This window comes from Streptomyces sp. NPDC037271 (genome assembly GCF_055603605.1).
In genome coordinates this window covers 36,901-59,286 of sequence record NZ_JBVJVN010000021.1, presented here as the reverse complement: position 1 = coordinate 59,286, position 22,386 = coordinate 36,901, and the positions used below count along the sequence as shown (strand labels likewise).

The window sequence follows — 22,386 nt, the reverse complement described above, 5'->3', positions numbered from 1 at the left end:
TAGCCAAGCCTTACCTAACTACCCTCTCGCCAGGCTCGCCACAGCCGCGCGTACCGGCCGCCCAGAGCGACCAACTCCTCGTGCGTTCCCTCCTCCACGACGCGTCCCGCGTCCAGCACGGCGATCCGGTCGGCGGCCATCGCCTGGGTCAGCCGGTGCGCCACGAACAGCGTGGTCCGGCCCGAGCAGGCGGCCAGCACGGCCCGCTCCAGCTCGGCGGCGCCCTCGCTGCCCGCCTCTGCGGTCGACTCGTCCAGGACCACCACGGGCGACCTGCTCAGCACCAGCCGGGCGAGGGCGATCTGGGCGACCTTGGTGACGTCGAGCCGCTCGCCGCCTTCACCGACCAGGGTGCCCATCCCCTCGGGCAGCGCTTCGACCCACGCGGCGGCGCCCACCGTGCGCAGGGCGTCCGCGAGTTCGCCGTCGGTCGCCTCCGGCGCGGCCAGCCGCAGGTCGTCGGCGAGCGGACCGGAGAACACGTGCGTCTCCTGGGTCAGGATGCTCACCAGGGCCCGCGCCCCGGCCTCGTCCACACCGGCGAGATCGGTCGGCCCGACGCGCACCGACCCTGCCTGCGGAATCCCGACGCCCGCGATCAGCGCGGCCAGGGTCGACTTGCCCGCGCCCGTCGCCCCCACCAGGGCGAGCGAACCGCCCGCCGGGATCGTCAGGTCGACGTCCCTCAGGACCGGCTCCTCGGCGCCGGGGTAGGCGAACGTCAGCCCTTCCACCGTCACCGGGTACGCGGTGGCGGCGCCCGCCGCCTCGACCGACGCGTCACCCACCAGCCGGACCTCCGTTTCCTCCCCCACCACGCCGACCAGCCGGGTCAGACTCGCACCCGACTTCTGCGCCTCGTCGAAGGTGAACATGATGGCGCCCAGCGGGGTGAACAGCCGGTGGAACAGCAGCGGGGCGGCCGACACCTCGCCCAGACTGGCCGCGTCGGCCTCCAGCAGGGCGTAACCCACCACGATGATCAGGGTCAGCCCGATGAACTCGGCGCGGTTCTCCCTGCCGACGAACCGGCCGAAGAACCGGAACACCTCGATACCGAGATCGCGCACCCGCCAGGACTCGGTGGTGACCTTGTCGCGGAAGGCGTCCTCCAGGCGGTACGCCCGGACCGTGTCGATTCCGTTCAGACCGCTTATCAGGGCCTGCGCACGGTCGGCCTGGGCCGCCCGCTGCTTCCGGTAGAGCGGGGCGGACCGGGGAAGGTACCAGCGCAGCGCCAGCGCGTACGCGGGAAGCGCGCCGGTGCCCGCCAGGCCGAGCCGCCAGTCCAGTCCGAACATGCCGGCCGTGGCGATGGCGACCAGCACGCCCGCCGAGAACACCGTGGGGACGGCCGTCCGGATGCCCTTGGAGATCACGGCCACGTCGTCGCCGACCCGGGACAGCACGTCCCCCCGGCCGACCTCCTCGATCCGGGTGCTGGGCATCCCCAGCACCGCCCGGACGGCACCTTCCCGCAGCCGCGCGAGCAGATCGGCGCCCAGCCTCCCGATCAGGTAGGTCGACGCCGCGGTGGCCGCCGCGCCGAGCAGCGCGGCGGCCACCATCAGGGCCCCGATCGTCACCAGGACCGACTGCGATCCGCCCTCGACCACTTCGTCGACCACCCGGCCGAGCAGGAGCACCGGGAGCACCTGGAGCGCCGCCCCGGCCACCGTGGTGAGTACGGTGGCGGCCGTCAGCCACGGCACCTCGCGGCAGTGCACCGCGACCCATCGGGTGGCCTCGCGCCCGGTCGCCGTACGCAGCGTCGCCGGGGCGAGGCGTGTGTCGGTGCTGCTCACACCTACCCGACCGACTTGACGAGCTCGTCGATCGCGTACGGCATGGAGAGCATGGTGCCCTGGGAAATGGCCGCTCCGACCGCCGGGCCCTCACTGTCCAGCAGGTACGACACCTTGCCGTTCTTGACGGCGTCCAGGTTGGTGAACAGCTTGAACTTCTTGAGCGCGTCCTGGTCCGCCTTGTCGTTGATGACGAAGATGCGGTCGACGTCGACCAGGTCGACCCGCTCCGGGGAGAGCTTCGTGTAGAAGTTGCCGTCGGCGACCTCGTCGATCGCGGTCCGGTACGCGAAGCCGATGCCCGTCACCAGCCGGCCGCGCACGTCGGTGGAGGTGAACGGCGCCACCGAGTCCTCGTACCAGGACAGGACGACGGCCGTCTGACTCGCGAGCTCGGGATGCGCCGTCTTGGCCGCGTCGAGCTTGCCCTCGATGTCCGCCACCATCTTCTCGCCCTCCTCGGCCTTGCCGAGCGCCTTGGCGATGTGGAGCGCGTTGTCCTGCCACGGCGCGCTGAACGGCTCCTTCTCGGCCTTGGTGCGGCCCACCGTCGGAGCGATCCTGGAGAGCTTGTCGTAGGCGGCCTGGTCGATCTCCGAGTAGACCGCGATGATCAGGTCCGGCCGCAGGGCGGCGATCTTCTCGTAGTTGGGGCCGGAGTCGCCGTTCTTCATGACGACCTCGGGCTTGGTGTCCCCCCACTTGTCCTTGACCCAGGGCCACTGGGTGTTGATGTCGGGACTCCGGCCCGCCGGGTTCGGGTACTGGTCGACCATGCCGACCGGCTTGATGCCGAACGCCAGGATGGTCTGGTCGTCCGTGTAGCCGACGGAGACGACCCGCTCGGGAGCCTCGGTGACCTTCGTGGTTCCGAACGCGTGCTCCACGGCGACCGGGAAGGCACCGGCTGCGGCGGCCGGGGTGTCGTCGCCCGTCTTGTCCGCCGAGTCGTTCGAGTCGGAACCGCACCCCGCAAGGAGGCCTGCGCCGAGTGCGGCGGCGGACAGCGCCGCCGCCAACCGCCGCCAGGGCTTCATACGCGTCGTTCTGAGGAGCATCCGGAGATCCCTTGCTGTCGCGCTGTCCACTGCGCCCCCGTCTAAGGGCAGCAAACCTTATCGCGCCCGAGTGAGGTTAGCCTACCCTCACTACTGCAACTCGGTTGGTACTCGGCCGAGTTCGGCGTGGGCGCGCCCGATCGGCACGATGAGCGGCCGGTCCCCGACCGGGTCGTCGATCACCTTGGCCCGCAGTCCGAAGGCGTCGTGCAGCAGCTCGGCGCTGATCACGTCACGCGGGTGGCCCTGCGCCAGGACCGCTCCCTCCCGCATCACGACGAGGTTGTCGCTGTACCGCGTGGCCAGGTTGAGGTCGTGCAGCACCATGACCACGGTGCAGCCCGACTCGTGCAGGTCGTCCACCAGGTCGAGCACGTCGATCGCGTGCGCCAGGTCCAGGTAGGTGGTCGGCTCGTCCAGCAGCAGCAGGTCGGTGCCCTGGGCCAGGGTCATCGAGATCCAGACGCGCTGACGCTGGCCGCCGGAGAGCGAGTCGACCGGGCGGTCGGCCAGGTCGGACACCCCGGTCATGGCCAGCGCCCGCTCCACGACGGCGGCGTCGTCCGACGACCACTGCCGCAGCCAGCTCTGGTGCGGGTGACGGCCCCTGGCGACCAGGTCGGACACCGTCAGGCCGTCGGGCGCGACCGGCGCCTGGGGCAGCAGGCCGAGCTTCTTCGCCACGTCCCTGGTACGGAGCCCGGCGATGTCCTCGCCGTCGAGCACGACCGTCCCCCTGGCCGGCTTGAGCAGCCGGGACAGCGTCCGCAGCAGGGTCGACTTCCCGCAGCCGTTGGGGCCGATGATCGTGGTGATCACCCCGGGCGGGATCGCCACGTCCAGATCGTCGATGACGCTCCGGGTGCCGTACCCGACCGTGACCCCCCGGGCTGCCAGCCGTGAGGCACCATCGACTCCGGACTCGGTCGCGGTGATGGACTGAACGACCACAGGGCCCCCTTGTTTAGGCTCGCCTTACTTTGTACCAGCTATCTGCGGTTCGCCCGCACCAGCAGATGGACGAGGAAGGGGCCGCCGATGGCGGCGGTGACCACACCGACCGGGAGGGAGACCGGCAGGGCCGTGCGCGCGATCAGGTCCGAGCCGATCAACAGCAGTGCTCCCACCATGCCGGAAGCCACCAACGGCGGCGTCGGGCACCTCGCCAGACGCATCGCCACCTGCGGAGCCACCAGCGCGACGAACGGGACCGGACCCGCGGCGCTCACCGCCACGCCGGCCAGCAGCACCGCGCACAGCAGCAGGACCGCGCGCACCATCGAGAACCGGACGCCGAGGCCCGCGGCGACCTCGTCGCCGAAGTGCATCGGCTTGAACTGGAACGCGACGCATGACACCACGACCAGAAGGCCGAGCGTGCCCCACAGCGCCACCCACACCTCGTTCCACCCCCGGTTGTCCAGCGAGCCGACCAGCCACGTCTGGGCCCGGGCCACGTCCCTGATGTCGGCCTCGACCAGCAGCCAGGTCGTGATGGCCTGCATCACGGCGCTCACCGAGATGCCGATGAGGATGAGCCGGAAGCCGTCGATCCCGCGCCGCCATGCCAGGAAGTACACCAGCAGGCCGGTGCCGAGACCGCCCGCGAGCGCGGCCGCGGACAGGCCCACGGTGTCGACGATCGCGGCGGCGGTGCCGCCCGACACGGTCACCAGGAACACCGCGACCGCACTGGCACCGCTGGTGATGCCCAGGATGTCCGGGCTGGCCAGCGGATTGCGCGCGATGGACTGCGTGAGTGCCCCGGACACACCCAGCGCGATCCCCACGACGAGGCCGGCGAGGGCGCGGGGCATCCGCAGGTCCATGATCACGAACTCGTCGACCTGCTCACCCCGGCCGAAGATGGTGGCGACCACCCGGGGCAGGGCGATGGAGAAGTCCCCGACACCGATGGACAGGCAGAACACCAGGAAGACCGCCGCCGTCAGCAGCAGCGTGACGCACGCGATCCAGGGCCGCCACACGAAGGACACGTGTCCGAGCCGCACACCGGGCGTCAGGGCCGGCCTCACTTCCGCCCCGTCGGCCTTCACTTCAGCCCCGTTCGCCTTCACATCCGCCCCGCTCATGCGTTCTTGAACTTTCCGCGCCATACGAGAGCCGCGAAGAACGGGGCCCCCAGGAGAGCGACGAGGACACCCGCGTCCAGCTCCCCCGGCCGCACCACCAGACGGCCCACGATGTCGCAGACCAGCAGGACGACGGCTCCGAACAGCCCCGCGTACGGCACCAGCCAGCGATAGTCCGGCCCGGTCAGATACCGGGCCACGTGGGCCACCATGAGGCCGATGAACGCGATGGGGCCGCACGCCGCCGTCGCCGCGCCCGCCAGCAGGGTGATGGCGACGATGCCGACGGTCCGGGTCAGCGCGATGTTCACCCCCAGGCCCCGCGCCACGTCGTCCCCCAGGTTGAGCAGGTTGACGGCGGGCAGCGTGGTCAGCGCCAACACCAGCCCGACCGCGATGAACGCGGTGACCGGCCAGATGACGTCGAACCCGACACCGGCGACCGAGCCCGCGTTCCAGAACCGCAGCGCGTTGAGCGAGGCCTTGTCCGTCAGCGCGACCGCCGTGGTCATCGCCGCGAGGAACACGGTGACGCCCTGCCCGGCCAGGGCGAGCGTCAACGGGTTGCCGGCGCCCCGGCCGATGCTCGACAGCCCGAACACGACCACACCCGCGACCGCCGCGCCGAGGAAGGCGAACCAGACGTACTGGAACGGGTCGGTGAGCCCGAACAGCGCGATCCCCGACACCACGGCGAACGAGGCGCCGGAGTTCACGCCCAGCAGGCCGGTGTCGGCGATCGGATTGCGCGTGTACCCCTGGATCAGTGCTCCGCCGATCCCCAGGGCGACTCCCGCCACGGTCGCGAGCACCGTGCGGGGCAGCCGCACGGTCCGCACGATGAGCCTGATCTCGGTGAGTCGCTGGTCGGGGTCGGGCGCCGCGAACAGCCCGTGCCACACCTCGGCAGGACTCAACGCGCGCGCACCGACGGTCAGCGACACCGCCCCCGCGGCCACGAGAACCACCACAAGCACACCCAAACCCGCAACCCGCCGCCGTCGGGCCTTCGTTGCGCCCCCGGGCGTGGGGCGTTCAACCGCAGTCGTGGCCATAGCGACGTACACTAACGGGCGGTGGTGCCGGTGCCGTCGGCAACCGTGCGGACCGCGTCGGACGCGGACTTGAGCCCCCGGTCGAGGAGGGATTCCAGGATTTCCCCGACCCTGATGGCGGTGTTGGACAGCAGGGACGACGTGATGCCGTGGGTGTGCTCCGTGCCGCCCTGCAGGTAGATGCCGCAGTGCAGGCCGGGGTCGGTCGCGACGCGGTAGTCGCGCTCCACGCGGACCCGGCCCTCGTCGTCACGCAGGCAGTGCTCCGCGACCTCGCCGAGCAGACCGAGGGGGTCGGCCTGCCCATACCCGGTGGCGAAGACCACGACGTCCGCGTCCAGGAGGGTTTCCTCGCCGGTGACCAGGGACGTCACGGTGACACGGACCTTGTCCGGCGTCTCCTTGACGTCCGTGAGCCGGGACACGTTGAGGAAGCGCAGCCGCTCGGTACCGAGGACCTTCTCCCGGTACGTCTGCCGGTACAGGTCGTCGATCAGGTCGATGTCCACCACGGAGTAGTTGGTGTTGCCGTGGTAGTCCATCAGCCGGCGTTTCACGCCTGCGGGCGCGGCGAAGTAGTCGTCGACGGCGGCGGGGTCGAAGATCCGGTTGGCGAAACCGCTGTCGTCCGCGGGGCTGTAGCCGTAGCGGCTGAAGACGGCGCAGACCTCGGCTCCGGGGAAGCGGCGGTGCAGGTAGGCGACGTTCTCCGCGGCGCTCTGGCCGGCGCCGACGACGACGAACCGAGCGGGTGAGGTGCCCTCCAGCCCGTCGACCTTCGCCAGCAGTTCGGAGGTGTGCCAGACCCGGTCGCCGCGCTCCACACCCTCCGGCAGGAAGGGACGCAGCCCGGTGCCGATGACGAGGTTGCGGGCCCGGTGAACCTCGAGTCCCTCTCCCGAGCGGACCGTCACCTCGAGGTGGTGCACGGCTCCGTCACGCCCGACGGGTGCGACGCCGACGACCTCGTGGCCGTAGGAGACCATGTCGTCGACCTTGGCCGCGGCCCACTCGAAGTAGTCGTGGAACTCCACCCGCAGGGGGAAGAGGTTCTTGTGGTTGATGAAGTCGATCAGCCGTCCCTTGCTCTGCAGGTAGCAGAGGAAGCTGAACTCGCTGGCCGGGTTCCGCAGGGTCACCAGGTCTTTCAGGAAGGACACCTGCATGGTCGCGTCGTCGATCAGCATGCCGCGGTGCCAGCCGAAGCGCGGCTGCTGCTCGAAGAAGCGAGCGGTGATCGTCTCCTGCCCGTCTGCGCGTGCGTGGTGCTCGCCGATCGCGATCGCCATGGCGACATTGGACGGTCCGAAGCCGATGCCAATGAGGTCGTGGACCGGTGTTGCGTCATCAGGAAGAACCTGTGACATGTCACTCCCATCGTGCGGGACAGTCGCCTGTCAAACGTGGGGGATTGCCGAACCGGGACATGCCGACGGAGCGGCCGCCGGAAACTTAGGTGAGCCTAAGCTAATATCCCGAGGCTGTCGATAGGGCAAGTTCGCGACCCCCGCCGTCAACTGGGGTGCCACGCGCGGCCGTTGTGAACTAAGGTAAGCCTTGCTTTACTTGCCCGGGCCGTCCCCTGTCTCGAGGAGGAACCCCATGCGGGTCGTCATGTTCGGTTACCAGACGTGGGGGCACCGCACCCTGCAGGCCCTCCTGGACTCCGAACACGACGTGGTGCTGGTCGTGACACACCCCAAGAGCGAGCACGCGTACGAGAAGATCTGGAGCGACTCCGTCGCCGACCTCGCCGAAGAGCACGGCGTTCCGGTGCTGATCCGCAACCGCCCCGACGACGACGAGCTGTTCGAACGCCTCCAGCAGGCCGACCCGGACATCATCGTGGCCAACAACTGGCGCACCTGGATCCCCCCGCGCATCTTCAACCTCCCGCGCCACGGCACGCTCAACGTCCACGACTCGCTGCTGCCGAAGTACGCCGGCTTCTCCCCGCTGATCTGGGCTCTGATCAACGGGGAGACCGAAGTGGGCGTCACCGCGCACATGATGAACGACGAACTCGACGCCGGCGACATCGTCCGGCAGGAGGCGGTGCCGGTCGGACCGACGGACACCGCCACCGATCTGTTCCACAAGACCGTCGACCTCATCGCCCCGGTCACCACCGGCGCACTCGCCCTCATCGCCGCCGGGCAGACGGAGTTCACCCCGCAGGACCGGTCCCGGGCGAGCTTCTTCCACAAGCGGTCCGTCGAGGACATCCGCATCGACTGGAGCTGGCCGGCCGAAGACCTGGAACGCCTGGTCCGCGCCCAGTCCGAGCCCTACCCCAGCGCCTTCACCTTCCACCGGGGCAGGCGGCTCGAGGTCCTCGCCGCCGTGGTGTCCCAGGGCCGTTACGGCGGCACGCCCGGCCGCGTCTTCTACCGTGAGGGCGACGGCGTGGTGATCGTCGCCGGCGCCGACGCCCGCACCGGCCGCAACCGGGGCCTCGCCCTCACACGGGTACGGACGGAGGACGGACGGGAGCTGTCCGCGACGGAGTACTTCACCTCCATGGGCGGCTACTTGACCAGCCACCCCTGACGGCACCCCCGCCGTAGGGTGGGGCTGTGATCACGTCGGCCCCGACCCTGCTCCCGGTGAACGCGACCCTCGGCGTCGCACTCGCCCTGCTGCTCGTCGCCGGCGCGGCGGTCGCGGCGTCGGCCCGGCTCGGGCACACCCGCGCGATCGTCACCGCCGGGCTCCGGGCGACCGTCCAGCTGGCCGCGGTCGCGGTCGTCGTCCGGTGGGCGTTCGGCTCCCGCGCACTGCTCTTCGCGTTCGTCGCCATGATGTTCGCGGTGGCGACACGGACGGCCGGCCGCCGCATCACCGGCAACCGCACCCGGTGGTGGGCCGCGGTACCGATCGGTCTCGCCGTGTTCCCGGTCGTCCTGCTGCTCGTGGCCATCGGACTGCTCCCGGTCAAGGGCATCGCGCTGATCCCCGTGACCGGCATCCTCATCGGGGGCGCGCTGACCGCGACGGTGCTCGCCGGACGGCGTGCCCTGGAGGAGCTGGAGACACGGCACGGCGAGGTGGAGGCGGCGTTGTCCCTCGGCCTCCCGGACCGGGAGGCGCGGCTGGAGATCGCCCGGCCGTCGGCCGCCGGTGCCCTGATCCCGGCACTCGACCAGACCAGAACGGTGGGGCTGGTCACCCTGCCCGGCGCGTTCATCGGCATGCTCCTCGGCGGAGCCTCACCCCTGCTGGCCGGGGCGGTCCAGCTGTTCGTACTGGTCGCGCTGCTGGCGGTGGAGTCCGTCGCGATCGCGATCGTGCTGGAGCTGGTGGCGCGCGCCAAGCTCAGCAGGCAGGCACGCGGTGCGTGACGTCGGGACACCGGTGAGGGCCCGGACGTCATGCGCCGGGCCCTCACACACTGCTGCTCCGGCGCCGTCAGCCCCCGCTCTTGCGCCGGAACGACCGCTGGCTCGCGGCCGGACCGTGTGCGCCGCGGATCTTCGACGCGTCGGGGTGCGCGGCGAGGGCCGCGGCCTCCGCCTGCTTCCCGCGCTTGCGCTCCAGGGCCTGACGGAACTTGCCCTTCAGGTCGTACTGGCCGTCCTCGTCGGGCGTCAGGGCAGAGCCCTCGACCTCGGCCGACTCCGAACCTGCTTGCGATGAAGACTCTGCAGTCATGGGACCTCCTGGGTTCGGACAACAGGACCACAGCTTGTCATGCCGACCGCCGCCCGGGGTACCGCCCCCGCCCCGCCGTGCGCCGGGGCCGTCACCGGCGGCCGCCCGGGACCACCGTGAACGTCCCGGGACCGGCCGGCAGCGCCACCGTGTACTGGCGCAGGTACGTGTCCAGGTACGGTGAGCGGTCGCCGGGGGTGGCCACGTCGTCGGCCGGGTCGTCCAGGGCCAGCCGGAGCCTGGCTCCCTTCACCTCGACGGTCTCGCCGGAGGGCGTGTCGCGCCACGAGCCGGTCTGGACGGAACCGATCTCCACGGCCAGGACGTGCCCCGCCGCCAGCGTCCAGTCGGTCGCCTTCAGGTCGACGGACAGCCGGCCCGAGTCCACCAGGGAGACCTGTTCGTCGAACATGACGGCGGTGCCGTCCGGGGCGACGTCGTACAGCTTGAGCATGACGTTGCCCTCGCCCTTGGCCGTCAGGGTGACCTGCGGGGTGCCGGTGACGCGTACGGCCTTCTTCAGGGGCTTCGACCACACGAAGAAGCTGGAGGTGACCTCACCGGCCTGCTGGCGTTCCACCAGCTCTCCGGCCAGTCCCTCGGGGGCCGGCTGTTCGGTCGCGGGCGCGTTCTCCATGTCCCACTCGCCGTCCGGCCGTGCGGGCGCCTGCGGTGCCGGCCGGCCGGTCGCGGTCAGGGCCGCTCGGGCGGACGCGCCGCCGTCGTCCACGTACGAGCCGCCGCCGAGCCGAAGGGTGACCGACCGCTCGGTGACGGGCCATGTGCGCTGGGCGCGCCAGGCGCCGGTGGAGTCCTCGACGGCGTAGGCCGGGTAACGCACCGTCGGCCGGATGCCCTTGAGGTACTGGTCGTAGAAGGACAGGGTCTCGTCGTACCAGCCTTCGCGGCCCATCGCGAGGCGTCCGTCGGGAGTGCGGTCGCCGCCGCGGACGTGGTCCCACTGGCCGAGCCAGCCGCGTTCGGGGCCCTTGTGGTTGTCGAGGTACTCCTCCATCTCCTCGGGTTTGGTGTTGTTCTCGATGAAGCCCTGCGTGACGAACAGCGGTGTGTCGCTGCCCCTGGCCATGCGGGCCAGGTCGCGGGAGGTCCAGTGCTCGTCCCGCTGGTCGGATATCCGGTATCCGGCCGAGTTCTCGGTCAGGCACTCCGGGTGGCGCTCCTCGTACCGGGCGTTGGCCCGGTACCGGGGATCGTCGTCCGCCATCGGAGGCATCGTGGCGATGGAGTTGTACGCACCGGCGGTCCCGGTCACGTTGGGCCGGGGCACGCCGTTGGAATAGATGTACTGGTACATGTCCCACAGGGGTTCCTGGGCGACGACGGCCTTGAGCGCGCGCTGGTCCAGGTTGTTGCCGATGAGGCCCGTGACGGCGTCGTACGACTTGCCGTACATGCCCACCGCGCCGGTGGACCACGGCTGCTTCGCGGCCCAGTCGACCGCGGCCCGGACGTCGGCCTGTTCTCCGGGGCCGCCCCAGTCGAGGCAGCCGGTGGAGCCGCCGAAGCCGCGCAGGTCCACCATGACGAAGGCGTAGCCCTGGTCGAACAGGTCGGTGCCCTCGATGAAGTCCTGGAAGCGGGCCGAGGGGCCGGTGCGGGTCCAGCCCTCCGGACCGGTCTGTCCGGAGTGGGCGAAGTACGGGCCTACCGACAGGATGACCGGCACCTTCTGGCCTCTGGCCAGTCCCTCGGGCAGCAGGACGTCCGCGTGCAGTTGGGTGCCGGAGCCGTCCGAGGACGGGAAGTAGTGCTGCGTCCAGACCGAGCCCTCCGGGACGCGGTCGTTCTCCTCGTGCGTGACGGGGCCGGTCGCGGTGGCGGCCGGCCCGGCCCCCGCGTCGTGTGCCGCTGCGGCGGGACCGGCGAGGCCGACGGTCAGGGCGAGGGTGGCGACGAGGGCCGAGGTGGTGCGGACGGACGCGCGACGTGCTCTCACATGCTCCTCCTTGAACGGTGGGTGCAGGTGGTGCAGGTGGTGCAGGTCTAGCAGCGATGGCCTCGTACGTCGATGGGGCGTCAAGTTCCCTACGTGTCGCAGGCGTTCGGCGTGCACCGTTGATCGGCTGTCGGCAGACCGTCGCCCGCCTGGCGCCTCGCCGTTCTCGATTCGACCGCTTGCCGCCCTCAGTTCCGCAGCTCTTCGAGGCGTTGGAGTGCGTCGGCCACCGATTCCCGGTCCTCCGCGGTGAGAGGGACCGCGGCGGCCCGGGCGAGCGCCGTGGCCGTGGTCTCCTCGTCGGCGAGACGCCCGGCGACGTCCGCTCGCAGCACGAGCAGGCGGAACAACTGGGTGGGCGTGGGCCGCTCGTCCTCGAGGTGAAGGACCCGGTCGATGACCTTCGCGGCGCCCGCCGGATCCTCCTTCGAGTCCGCGAGGAGGCAGGCGTGGTGCAGGGCACGGGCGAAAGTCCCCTCGGGGGCGCGCCGGTGGTGCCGGTCCTCGCTCGTGCGCTGCCCGATGCGGATGCAGTTGCCGCCCGGATCGGTCATGAGGAACTGCCGCACGCCGTACGACATGTCCTTGAGCGGCCCGATACGCGGCAGCCCTCGCGTGGGAACCCTCCCGTGGGCCGCCTTGAGTCCCGCTCGGAAGGCGGCGTGGAGGCCGTCGACCTCATCGGTCAGGACGTAGCACGTACTGACCGACTCGGCCGGCTCGTGCGTTCTCATCCCGAAGAACTGCAGCTCGATGCCGCCGCGTTCCACGACCGCGTACGGGTTGGGGCTCTTCTGCCGGAACGTCACCTCGAAGCCGAGAGCGGTGTAGAAGTCGAGGACGGGCTGGATGGTCCGGCACGGCAGGATCGGAATGGTCTTCTCAGTCACGCCCTCAATCTAATCAACTTTGACTACCGGGGGGTGGAGTTCGCACAGATCACGCGCCATGACGGCAGCCCGCCGAAGCCCGCACTCAGGAAGCAGTGAACTCCGGTACGGCACCCTCCTGGCCACGGGCGCGGGCGCGGCACCCTCGTCGGCGACCGAGCCGGACCGCCCGACGGACGGACCGGGTGGAATCGCCCGCACCTCGATGCCTGCCTAAGGTTGGGCAGGCCGACGGAACCAGGGTTCTTGCCGACCGCAGGAAGGTGGGGCGACATGGCGCGCAGTGTCGAATCGATCCGGCGAGCCGTTCTCGGCGCTCTCGGCGCCGTGCTGGTGGTGATCGGCGCCGCCCTGCTGGTGCTGCCCGGACCGGGCCTGCTGCTCGTGTTCGCGGGGATGGCGCTGCTGGCGCGCGCCGTCCCGGCCCTGGACCGGTTCGTCGCTCCCGTTCGCAGACAGGCGATGCGGGCGGCCGAGGAGAGCGTCTCCTCACCCTGGCGTATCGCGGGCTCGATTCTGGTGGGGCTGTTCCTCATCGTCGCGGGTGTCGTGTGGGGAGCGCTTCCCCAGCTGCCGTACTCCGGATGGGGCACCGGAGCGAGCCTGATCATCTCGGGCGTCATCCTGTTCGCCCTGCTCGTCTGGAGCCACCGCCGGGTTCACGCGGCGCGCGGCAGGCCCTGACCCCCGTCGGCACAGAGAGCACCGAGCGGGCGATTCCAGGTGTGCGACGCCCGTGGTCACTGCCGTGCGATCGCAGCGAGCAGTCCGGTCTCCTGCACCCGTTGACCAAACGGAACAACGTTCCGTATATTAACGGGACAACGTTCCGCTTCGTTCGACAGAAGCCGGACGCCCCACTGCACCCACCCGCCCGCCGGCCGGACGACACCGGCCGTCGCCGCCATCGAACGGACATACGCATCATGAGTGCACCGACCTCCCTGCCCGACATCACCGGCTCGCCCGCCCGCGTCCTCTCGGTCGCTCCGGTCGTACTGCCGGCCCCGGGGCGGGCCGTGGACCTGGAGGTGCGGGTCTCCGCACCCGTGACCGGGAGCGACCTGCCGGTCATCCTCCTCTCGCACGGGCAGGGCTACTCGAACCACCTCTCCTCGCTGAACGGCTACGCTCCCCTCGCCCACCACTGGGCAGCGCACGGCTTCGTCGTCGTCCAGCCCACCCACCTGAGCTCCAGGACGCTGCGGCTGGACCCCGGAACACCTGGGGCCCCGCTGTTCTGGCGATCGCGGGCCGAGGACATGACACGCGTCCTCGACCAGCTCGACGTACTGGAAGCCGCCGTCCCGCAGCTTCTCGGACGCCTGGACCGCAGCAGGGTCGCCGTGGCCGGGCACTCGATGGGCGGCCACACCGCGAGCCTGCTGCTGGGCGCCCGGCTCACCGATCCGGACGACGGAACGGAAGCGAACCTGGCCGACCCCCGGATCAAGGCGGGCGTCCTGCTCGCCGCGCCCGGCCGGGGCGGCGACGCCCTCAGCGAGTCCGCCGCCGAGAACTTCTCCTTCCTGCTGACCACCGACTTCTCCCAGATGACGACGCCCGCGCTCGTGGTCGCCGGCGACAAGGACGACTCCGCCCACCTGACGGTCCGCGGGGCGGAGTGGCACGCCGATCCGTACGTCCTCGCCCCCGGCCCCAAGTCCCTGCTCACCCTGTTCGACGCGGAGCACGGGCTCGGCGGGGTCGCCGGCTACGACGTCGCCGAGACCACGGACGAGAATCCCGAGCGGGTGGCCGCGGTCCAGCGGCTCACCTGCGCCTACCTGCGCAGCGAGCTGTATCCCGGGGACCCCTCCTGGCAGGCGGCGCGTGACGAGCTCACGGCCGGACCGAACCCGTTCGGACGGGTCGAGTCCAAGTAGGCCGCCGCCGGCCTCAGCCGAGGCCCTCCCCGAGGGCCGAGACGACGGCCGGTCCGTAACCGGCCGAGGCCAGGGGCCGGCGGATGTCCGCCTCCAGGTCGGGGACGTGGCCGACCAGGACGTCGGCGGGCCCGTGCAGCCGTACCCGGCCGAGCGCCGCGGGCAGCAGTACCGTCTCCGCACGGCCCAGCCCCTCCGTGCACGTACCGCAGGTGAAGGAGGCCGGCGCGCCCGCGTTGCTGACCACGAGGGCGGTCGTGTACGAGTGCTCCAGCACGGCATGGGCCCGCACCTGCCACCGTTCGAGGGCGAAGCAGGGGCCCGCACACAGGATCACCCGCTGAGCGTCTTCGTGGGCCGGAAGGCGCAGACCGGGAACGAACTCCGGCCGTGGATCCGCTTTCCACTGCTTCAGCAGGGCGTCGATGTTGGCGTGCCACTGCTCGTCGCCGAGGGCGCTCCCGTCCTCCATACGGTGCGGCATGGCGTGTTCCTGGAGGTCCGAGGTCTGTTCGATCTCGTAGACGAGTGTGCCCGGGCCGAAACTGTGCACGGTGCCGGCCGGGACGTACAGCGTCTGCCCGGCACGCACGGGCAGACGTCGCAGTGCGGCGTCGAAGTCCTGCTCCAGCAGGGCCTGCCGCAACCGCTCCCTCCCTACACCCGGCCGTACGCCCACCAGCGCGGTGGCACCCGGTTCGGCCTCGAGGACGTGCCAGGCCTCGGTCTTGCCGTTGGGCTCACCCCGCTCGCGTGCGGCCTCGTCGTCCGGGTGGAGGTGCACCGGCAGCGGGGCGGCGGCGTCGATGAACTTCGTCAGGAGCGGAAAGCGCGGGCCACGCCAGTCCCGCCCCACGAGGCTTCGCGGGTGTGCGAGGGCCAGCTCCCGCAGGGAGGTGCCGGCCAGTGCCCCCTCCCGCACCCGCGCCCCGTCGCCGTCGACGTCGCTGACCTCCCAGGTCTCGGCGATCCGTCCGGCGGGAAGCCCTTGGCGTCCGAGGCGGTCGGCGATGGCCCGGCCGCCGAAGACGTGCTGCTTGACGGGCGTGGTCAGCCGCAGCGGGTACCAGTCCACGTCCGGCCTCGTCACAGGATCGGCCGGCCTCCGGTGACCGCGACCCGGGCCCCGGAGACGTAGCTGCTCTCGTCGGAGGCCAGCAGGACGTACACCGGCGCCACCTCGGCGGGCTGCCCCGGCCGGCCCATCGGGACGTCCCGGCCGAAGCTCTCCACCTGCCCGGCCGGCATGGTCGACGGGATCAGCGGGGTCCAGATCGGGCCCGGCGCGACGCTGTTGACCCGGATGCCCTTCCCCGCCAGCAGCTGGGCCGCCGCGCCGGCGAAGTTGGCGATCCCGGCCTTCGTGACGTCGTAGGGCAGGAGTTGCGGCGGCGGGGAGTCGGAGTTGACCGAGGTGGTGGCGATGATCGAGCCGCCCGACGGCATGTGCGGCACGGCGGCCTTGGAGAGGTGGAACAGTGCGCTGAGATTCACCGCGAGGGTGTGGTCCCACTCCTCGTCCGGGATGTCCTCGAGCGACTCGCGGGTCATCTGGTAGGCCGCGTTGGGGACCAGTACGTCGATGCGGCCGAACGTGTCCACGGCCGTACGCACCACCGCCCGGCAGTGCTCCGGGTCCGCGAGGTCGCCGGGGACCAGGACCGCCTTGCGCCCGGCTTCCTCGACCCACCGCGCGGTCTCGCGGGCGTCGTCGTGTTCGTCGAGGTAGGAGATCAGTACGTCGGCGCCCTCGCGGGCGAAGGCGATGGCGACCGCCCGCCCGATGCCGCTGTCGGCGCCGGTGATCACTGCCGCCTTCCCCGACAGGCGGCCCGATCCCCGGTAGCTCTCCTCACCGTGGTCCGGCCGGGGCCGCATCCGGTCGGTGTCTCCGGGGGGCGTCTGCTGCTGTGCGGGCTGGCTCACTTGGAACTCCTGCCGTCGAGGTGCGTGAGGGCTGTCCGCGGACGGTCACCGCCGGGCCGCGGTGACGCCGGGACCGGTGTCCGTGTAGCCGCATGGGGGTGGTTCCATGCCTGGCCGCCCCTGCCCGTGTCTGCCCGCGCCTGCTCATCCCTGCCCGTGTTCATCCATGCCTGCTCCATGCCTTGTCGGTCGTGTGCGCGGTTGGTGATCACGCATGGGCCGGGTACCTGTCAACGATCACGGCACCGCAGGCCGGCGACAGGAGAGGTGGCATCACCATGAACGCACGACCCGGCACGGCCCTGGTCACGGGAGCCTCCTCGGGCATCGGCGCGGCCTACGCCGCACGACTGGCCGCCCAGGGGTGGGACACCGTCCTCGTGGCCCGCAGGGCGCAGCGGCTCGACGACCTGGCGCGGCGGCTGCGCGCGGAGACGGCCACGACGGTGGAGACAGTCGTGGCCGACCTGTCCGAACCCGACGACGTGGCACGGGTGGCGCGCCGCGCGGCGGACGACGACGTCGGGTTCCTCCTCAACAACGCGGGGATCAACGGCTACGGCCCGTTCGCCGGACTGGAACCGGGTCTCATGACGAAGGTCCTCCACGTCAACGTCCTCGCCGTCACCGCGCTGACACGGGCGGTGGTGCCGGCCATGCTGGAACGCGGGCGCGGCACCCTGGTCAACGTGGCCTCGCAGCTGGCCTTCGCGGGGTCGCTGCCGCCGGATCCGCTGCCCGAGCGCGCGGTGTACGGCGGTACCAAGGGTTACGTGGTCACCTTCACACGTACGCTCGCCGCCGAACTCGCCGGTACCCGGTTGCGCGTCCAGGTGCTGTGCCCCGGTCTGACCGCCACGGAGTTCCACCGGTCGCGGGGTGACGAGCCGGTCCAGGGCCGGGAGCAGTCCGTGCACGAGGAGGGCGGAATGCCCGTGGACCACGTGGTCGAGGCCTCGCTGGCCGCTCTGGACGCCGGCCAGGTGGTGTGTGTGCCGGGGCTCGCGGACCCGGCCCCGGTCGCCGGCCTCGCCGAGGCCGAACGCGCGATCCGCGCGGCGGCCCGCCGGGGCGGGAGCTGACCGGATCCGCATGTGCCGCCGCGAAGGCCGCGCCTGTACGCCTGTACGCCTGTACGCCTGTACGCCTGTACCACTGTGCGTCTGTGCGTCTGTGCGTCTGTGCGTCTGCGGTCCACGCGCGGGAGTGCCTCGCGTGAGGTCTTGGCGGACCGGCCGGGCCTCCGGTACCCGCTGGTAAACTGGGGTCACGCTTTGAGGCGCCCGGGTCCGTACCGATGGGTACGGGCCCGGGCGCGTTCCGGGCGCCTGATCAGGAAGGTTCCCCATGAACGCGCAGCCGTCGCCGCCCCCCGGTGTCTCCCGGACCGGCACATCCCAGCGAACGACAACGCCGGCCGAGCCGGCGGACCACCCGGCGGCCGCGTCCTTCGAGGCGCTCGGGCTGCCGTCCGCGCTGCTGAAGACGATGACCGGCCTCGGGGTGACGGAGCCCTTCCCCGTCCAGGCGGCGACCCTGCCCGACGCGCTGGCCGGCCGTGACGTCCTGGGCCGGGCGCGGACCGGCTCCGGCAAGACGCTGGCTTTCGGGCTCGCCCTGCTGGTCAGGACCGCCGGCCGGCGGGCCGAGCCGAAACGGCCGCTCGCGCTGGTCCTGGTGTCGACGCGGGAACTCGCACAGCAGGTGAGCGACGCGCTGGCGCCGTACGCGCAGACGCTCGGCGTGCGACTGGCGACGGTGGTCGGCGGACTGGCCATCAACCGGCAGGCGGCGCAGCTGCGGAGCGGCGCCGACGTGGTCGTCGCGACGCCGGGCCGGCTGGCCGACCTGGTGTCGCGACGTGACTGCCACCTGAACGACGTGCGGATCACGGTGCTGGACGAGGCGGACCAGATGTGCGACCTGGGTTTCCTGCCGCAGGTCACGGGCATCCTGGACCAGGTGCCCGCCGACGGGCAGCGGCTGCTGTTCTCGGCCACGCTCGACCGCGACGTCGACCAGCTGGTGCGGAGCCATCTGCACGACCCGGTCGTCGCATCGGTCGACCCGGCGTCGGGCTCGGTCACCACGATGGAACACCACGTCCTGACCATTCACCCCGCCGACAAGTACGCGACCGCGACCGAGATCGCCGCCCGGGACGGCCGGGTGCTGATGTTCCTGGACACCAAGGCCGGGGTCGACCGGTTCACCCGGCACCTGCGGGCCAGCGGCGTGCGGGCCGCCGCCCTGCACAGCGGGAAGTCGCAGCCGCAGCGCACGCACACGCTCGCCCAGTTCGTGGAGGGCAAGGTCACCGTGCTGGTGGCCACCAACGTCGCGGCCCGGGGCATCCACGTCGACGCGCTCGATCTCGTCGTCAACGTCGATCCGCCGTCCGACGCCAAGGACTACCTGCACCGCGGCGGGCGTACGGCGCGCGCCGGCGAGTCCGGGAGTGTGGTCACCCTGGTCACTCCCGACCAGCGGCGCGAGGTGAACCGGATGATGTCCGACGCCGGGATCCGGCCCACCGTCACCCCCGTGCGCTCCGGCGAACAGACGCTGACCACCCTCACCGGTGCGAAGCGTCCGCCGGCCGGCTCGAAGACCAGCGGCGGCAACGCGCCCTTCCGCGGCCTCGGCGCCCGCTCGGGCCGCCCCGCGAAGGAGTCCCGCAAGACCGCCGAGGCCCGCAAGGCGGCGGAGGCCCGCGCGGCGGCCCGGGTACGCAAGGGTCGCTGACCCGGGGCGGACCGGCGGGAGCGGGCGGGGCGGGCGGGGTCCCAGAACCGGGCGCGGGCGGGATCCGAGAACTTTGAACACGTCGATGACAAAGTATGGACATGTCAAGCGGAAGTCTCCTACCTTGGCGGCGGAAGTGCAGTCCCACCGCACGAGACCGGAGCGATTTCCGGCACGGTCCGGTCCCCACGCCCTGGAGGACCAATGCGCCAACGCCTGTTCAGGCGTGCCCGAAGACACCTCATTCTCCTGCTGACATCGGCCGTCTCCATCGGCGGCGTCCTGGCCGCCCCGGCGTCCTCGGCCGCCCCCGCGGACATCCCTCCGCAGGAGCCCGGAGTCACCCTGCGCGTGTTCGACGTCCAGACACCGCTGAACGAGCTGTGCACCCTCAAGCCGGGCCAGACCCCCAACCACGACACACTCATGCCGACGGTCGACTGGTCCACCACCGCCGACTTCGGCGGGATCGCCGACAACTTCGTCTCGGAGGCCTCCGGGTACCTGGTCGCGCCACGTGACGGCACCTACGTGTTCCGGCTCACCAGCGACGACGGCTCACGGCTGAGCCTCGACGGCGCCACGGTGATCGACCACGACGGGCTGCACGGCGCGGAGCCGAAGGACGGCACGGTCGACCTCACCGCGGGAGCGCACCCGCTGCGCATCGAGCACTTCGACCGGGGCGGCGGACAGCAGCTGCAACTCTCCTGGATACCCCCGGGCGAGAGCGAGTTCACCGTGGTGCCCCGCGAGGCGCTGAGCACCGACGCCGGGGTCGTGCGGGTGACGGCACCGGGCCGCAAGGAGTGCGAGGCGGGCGGCGACACCCCCGGCGACGGCCTGCCGCTGACCTCCGTACGCCCCGACCTGACCCTCACCGACCTGCGCCCCGACGGGTTCGAACCGCAGGTCACCGGCATGGACTGGCTGCCCGACGGCCGCCTCGCCATCAGTACCTGGGGCGGCTCCGACAACGTTGCCGGAGAGGTGTACCTGCTCGGCAACGTCACCGGCGCGACCAGCCGCGACAAGGTCACCGTCGAGAAGGTGGCGAGCGGGCTGCGCGAACCCATGGGCATCAAGTACGTCGACGGCTCGCTCTACGTCTCGCAGAAGCACGAACTGACGCGGCTGGTCGACCTGAACGACGACGACGTGACCGACGAGTACCGCACGGTCGCGACCTGGCCGTACGGAGGAAACTTCCACGAGTTCGCGTTCGGCCTGCTCTACCGCGACGGCTACTTCTACGTGAACCTGTCCGTCGCCATCGACCTCGGCGGCGCGACCACCACTCCGCAGCCCGCGCCGAACCGCGGAACCACGTACAAGATCAGCAAGAGGACGGGCAGGATCAGTCCGGTCGCGGGTGGACTGCGCACCCCCAACGGCATCGGCTGGGGCCCCGGCGGCAGTCTCTTCGCCACCGACAACCAGGGCGGCTGGCTGCCCTCCTCGAAGCTCGTCCAGATCAAACAGGACCGCTTCTTCAACCACTACACCGAGCCCGCCGGCCCCTTCGAGGACTCCCCGGTCACCGAACCGGTGCTGTGGCTGCCCCAGAACGAGATCGGCAACTCGCCCTCCACCCCGCTGTACCTGAACAAGGGCAGGTTCGCGGGCCAGATGCTGATCGGCGACGTCACCTACGGCGGCCTGCAGCGCGCCTACCTGGAGAAGGTGAAGGGCCAGTACCAGGGCGCCGTCTTCCGCTACACCCAGGGCCTGGAGGCAGGCGTCAACCGCATCACCCTCGGCCCCGACGGAGCGATCTACGCCGGTGGTCTGGGCGCCGACGGCAACTGGGGCCAGGAGGGCAAGCTCAAGTTCGGTCTGCAGAAGCTGACGCCGAACGGCGGCAACACCTTCGACATCCAGAAGATGCGGGCCGTGCCGGGCGGCTTCGACCTGACGTACACCCAACCGGTGTCCGAGGAGACCGCCGCCGAACTCGCCGAGCGTTACCAGGTCGAGCAGTGGCACTACACGCCGACCGCCGACTACGGCGGCCCGAAGATCGCCGAGGAGGAGCTGTCCGTGCGCTCGGCGACGCTCTCCAAGGACGGCCGGACCGTCCGGCTGAGGCTGGACGGCCTCCAGCCGGAGCGCGTGGTGCACGTGCGCTCCCCCCGCCCCTTCACCTCGGCGACCGGCGAGACGCTGTGGAGCACCGAGGCCTGGTACACACTCAACGAGATGCCCGGCAAGCAGCCGCCGCCCGCCACCCTCTACGAGGCCGAGGAGGCGCGTCTGACGGGCACGGCCGGTATCGACACCGACCACGCCGGCTACTCCGGCAGCGGATTCGTCGACCGGTACGACACCGAGGGCAAGGCCGCCACGACGTTCGACGTGACGGTCCCGAAATCGGGCACCTACGACGTGGGCCTGCGGTACTCCAACGGACCGCACCCGTTCGAGGGCACCAAGTCCCTTTCCCTGTACGCCAACGGGAAGAAGGTGCGGCAGACCGAACTCGCCTCCACCGGGGACTGGGACTCCTGGTCCACGCGGACCGAACGCCTGAGACTGCGCGCCGGCCACAACACCGTCTCCTACCGGTACGACCCGGGCGACACCGGCCATGTCAACCTCGACCTGATCACCGTGCGCCCGCACGGTGCCCGCGTCGCGCTCTTCGACGGCACCGCCGCCTCGCAGGAGCAGTGGCAGCACACGGACGGACGGCGCGTGGCATGGCCGCTCGCCGAGGAGAGGTCGATGGAGGTGTGCTGCGGTGACATCCGCACCAAGGAGGCCTACCAGGACTTCAGGCTGCACGTCGAGTACCGCGTCCCGCTGCTGCCGCCGGACGTGACCGGACAGGACCGCGGCAACAGCGGCATCTTCCTCCAGGACCGCTACGAGCTGCAGATCCTCGACTCCTACGGTGACACCTCGCCGGCCACCGACGAGGCCGGCGCGATCTATCTGAAGAAGGCGCCCGACACCAACGCGGCGGCGGCGCCGGAAACATGGCAGACGTACGACGTCGTCTTCCGCGCGGCCCGCTACGACGACAGCGGCCGCAAGACCGCCGACGCCCGGGTGACGGTGGTGTGGAACGGCGAGAAGGTCCACGACGACCTCGTCCTCGACGGGCCCACCGCGTCGGGCAGGGCCGAGACGCCGGCCGCCGGGGCGATCCGCTTGCAGGACCACGGGAACAAGGTCCGGTTCCGCAACATCCGGGTGGAACCGCTGAGCTGACCGCAGCCGTGGGGGGGGGGGGGGGGGGGGGGGGGGGGGGGGGGGGGGTGGTGGGTGGGGGGGGGGGGGGGGGGGGGGGGGGGGGGGGGGGGGGGGGGGGGGGGGGT

At 71.2% G+C, this 22,386-nt stretch carries 18 protein-coding genes; 7 read left to right on the top strand and 11 right to left on the bottom strand.

Annotated elements, in window-relative coordinates; all coding sequences use genetic code 11:
* Positions 1-14: 14 nt before the first annotated feature.
* From ACZ7G3_RS27695 to ACZ7G3_RS27670, 6 genes are all read right to left on the bottom strand, one after another.
* Positions 15-1,805 carry an ABC transporter ATP-binding protein gene (locus ACZ7G3_RS27695; protein WP_470928674.1) on the bottom strand — a complete coding sequence of 597 codons (1,791 nt, stop codon included), beginning with the start codon at positions 1,803-1,805 and terminating at the stop codon, positions 15-17.
* A gap of 2 nt (positions 1,806-1,807) precedes the next feature.
* The gene (locus ACZ7G3_RS27690) at positions 1,808-2,863 is read right to left on the bottom strand and encodes an iron-siderophore ABC transporter substrate-binding protein (RefSeq protein ID WP_470928673.1); all 1,056 of its coding nucleotides are present in this window, start codon (positions 2,861-2,863) and stop codon (positions 1,808-1,810) included.
* A 90-nt stretch (positions 2,864-2,953) separates the two neighbouring features.
* Positions 2,954-3,814 carry an ABC transporter ATP-binding protein gene (locus ACZ7G3_RS27685; RefSeq protein ID WP_470928672.1) on the bottom strand — a complete coding sequence of 287 codons (861 nt, stop codon included), beginning with the start codon at positions 3,812-3,814 and terminating at the stop codon, positions 2,954-2,956.
* Positions 3,815-3,852: 38 nt separating this feature from the next.
* Positions 3,853-4,956 carry a FecCD family ABC transporter permease gene (locus ACZ7G3_RS27680; protein ID WP_470928671.1) on the bottom strand — a complete coding sequence of 368 codons (1,104 nt, stop codon included), beginning with the start codon at positions 4,954-4,956 and terminating at the stop codon, positions 3,853-3,855.
* Positions 4,953-6,011, bottom strand: coding sequence for a FecCD family ABC transporter permease (locus ACZ7G3_RS27675; RefSeq protein WP_470928670.1), 1,059 nt, complete (start codon positions 6,009-6,011; stop codon positions 4,953-4,955). The genes ACZ7G3_RS27680 and ACZ7G3_RS27675 overlap by 4 nt, the downstream gene beginning before the upstream one ends.
* Positions 6,012-6,022: 11 nt before the next feature.
* A complete protein-coding gene (locus ACZ7G3_RS27670) occupies positions 6,023-7,378 on the bottom strand; it encodes a lysine N(6)-hydroxylase/L-ornithine N(5)-oxygenase family protein (protein WP_470928669.1) in 1,356 nt (451 codons plus the stop codon).
* Positions 7,379-7,613: 235 nt separating this feature from the next.
* Between ACZ7G3_RS27670 and ACZ7G3_RS27665 the strand changes: the two genes are divergently transcribed.
* Together ACZ7G3_RS27665 and ACZ7G3_RS27660 are read left to right on the top strand one after the other, a co-directional pair.
* Entirely contained in the window at positions 7,614-8,561 is a 948-nt protein-coding gene (locus tag ACZ7G3_RS27665) for a methionyl-tRNA formyltransferase (RefSeq protein ID WP_470928668.1), read from the top strand.
* A gap of 26 nt (positions 8,562-8,587) precedes the next feature.
* Positions 8,588-9,352, top strand: a complete 765-nt coding sequence (locus ACZ7G3_RS27660) for an ABC transporter permease (protein WP_470928667.1) — start codon at positions 8,588-8,590, stop codon at positions 9,350-9,352.
* Between the two features lie 67 nt (positions 9,353-9,419).
* On the opposite strand, the gene ACZ7G3_RS27655 is transcribed toward ACZ7G3_RS27660, so the two are convergent.
* The 3 genes from ACZ7G3_RS27655 to ACZ7G3_RS27645 all read right to left on the bottom strand — a co-directional run bounded on the left by ACZ7G3_RS27655 (position 9,420) and on the right by ACZ7G3_RS27645 (position 12,509).
* A complete protein-coding gene (locus ACZ7G3_RS27655) occupies positions 9,420-9,662 on the bottom strand; it encodes a DUF5302 domain-containing protein (RefSeq protein WP_470928666.1) in 243 nt (80 codons plus the stop codon).
* A 91-nt stretch (positions 9,663-9,753) separates the two neighbouring features.
* On the bottom strand, positions 9,754-11,619 hold the full coding sequence (locus tag ACZ7G3_RS27650; protein ID WP_470928665.1) for a CocE/NonD family hydrolase: 1,866 nt from the start codon (positions 11,617-11,619) through the stop codon (positions 9,754-9,756).
* 188 nt (positions 11,620-11,807) lie between these two features.
* Entirely contained in the window at positions 11,808-12,509 is a 702-nt protein-coding gene (locus ACZ7G3_RS27645; protein ID WP_470928664.1) for a bleomycin resistance protein, read from the bottom strand.
* A gap of 273 nt (positions 12,510-12,782) precedes the next feature.
* On the opposite strand from ACZ7G3_RS27645, the gene ACZ7G3_RS27640 reads away from it, so the two are divergent.
* Together ACZ7G3_RS27640 and ACZ7G3_RS27635 are read left to right on the top strand one after the other, a co-directional pair.
* Positions 12,783-13,193: a PGPGW domain-containing protein gene (locus ACZ7G3_RS27640; protein WP_470928663.1), complete on the top strand. Its 411-nt coding sequence runs from the start codon at positions 12,783-12,785 to the stop codon at positions 13,191-13,193.
* 242 nt (positions 13,194-13,435) lie between these two features.
* Complete coding sequence (locus ACZ7G3_RS27635; protein WP_470928662.1) at positions 13,436-14,395, top strand: alpha/beta hydrolase family protein; 960 nt, start codon at positions 13,436-13,438, stop codon at positions 14,393-14,395.
* 13 nt (positions 14,396-14,408) lie between these two features.
* On the opposite strand, the gene ACZ7G3_RS27630 is transcribed toward ACZ7G3_RS27635, so the two are convergent.
* Both ACZ7G3_RS27630 and ACZ7G3_RS27625 read right to left on the bottom strand, forming a co-directional pair.
* Positions 14,409-15,470, bottom strand: coding sequence for a type I phosphomannose isomerase catalytic subunit (locus ACZ7G3_RS27630; protein ID WP_470928661.1), 1,062 nt, complete (start codon positions 15,468-15,470; stop codon positions 14,409-14,411).
* A gap of 11 nt (positions 15,471-15,481) precedes the next feature.
* Positions 15,482-16,321 (bottom strand): SDR family oxidoreductase, encoded by an 840-nt coding sequence (locus tag ACZ7G3_RS27625; protein WP_426601407.1) that lies wholly within the window; start codon positions 16,319-16,321, stop codon positions 15,482-15,484.
* A gap of 278 nt (positions 16,322-16,599) precedes the next feature.
* Between ACZ7G3_RS27625 and ACZ7G3_RS27620 the strand changes: the two genes are divergently transcribed.
* From ACZ7G3_RS27620 to ACZ7G3_RS27610, 3 genes are all read left to right on the top strand, one after another.
* Positions 16,600-17,403, top strand: a complete 804-nt coding sequence (locus ACZ7G3_RS27620) for an SDR family NAD(P)-dependent oxidoreductase (RefSeq protein WP_426601406.1) — start codon at positions 16,600-16,602, stop codon at positions 17,401-17,403.
* 265 nt (positions 17,404-17,668) lie between these two features.
* Complete coding sequence (locus ACZ7G3_RS27615; protein WP_470928660.1) at positions 17,669-19,066, top strand: DEAD/DEAH box helicase; 1,398 nt, start codon at positions 17,669-17,671, stop codon at positions 19,064-19,066.
* 204 nt (positions 19,067-19,270) lie between these two features.
* Positions 19,271-22,279 (top strand): 3-keto-alpha-glucoside-1,2-lyase-like domain-containing protein, encoded by a 3,009-nt coding sequence (locus ACZ7G3_RS27610; RefSeq protein WP_470928659.1) that lies wholly within the window; start codon positions 19,271-19,273, stop codon positions 22,277-22,279.
* Positions 22,280-22,386 lie beyond the last annotated feature (107 nt).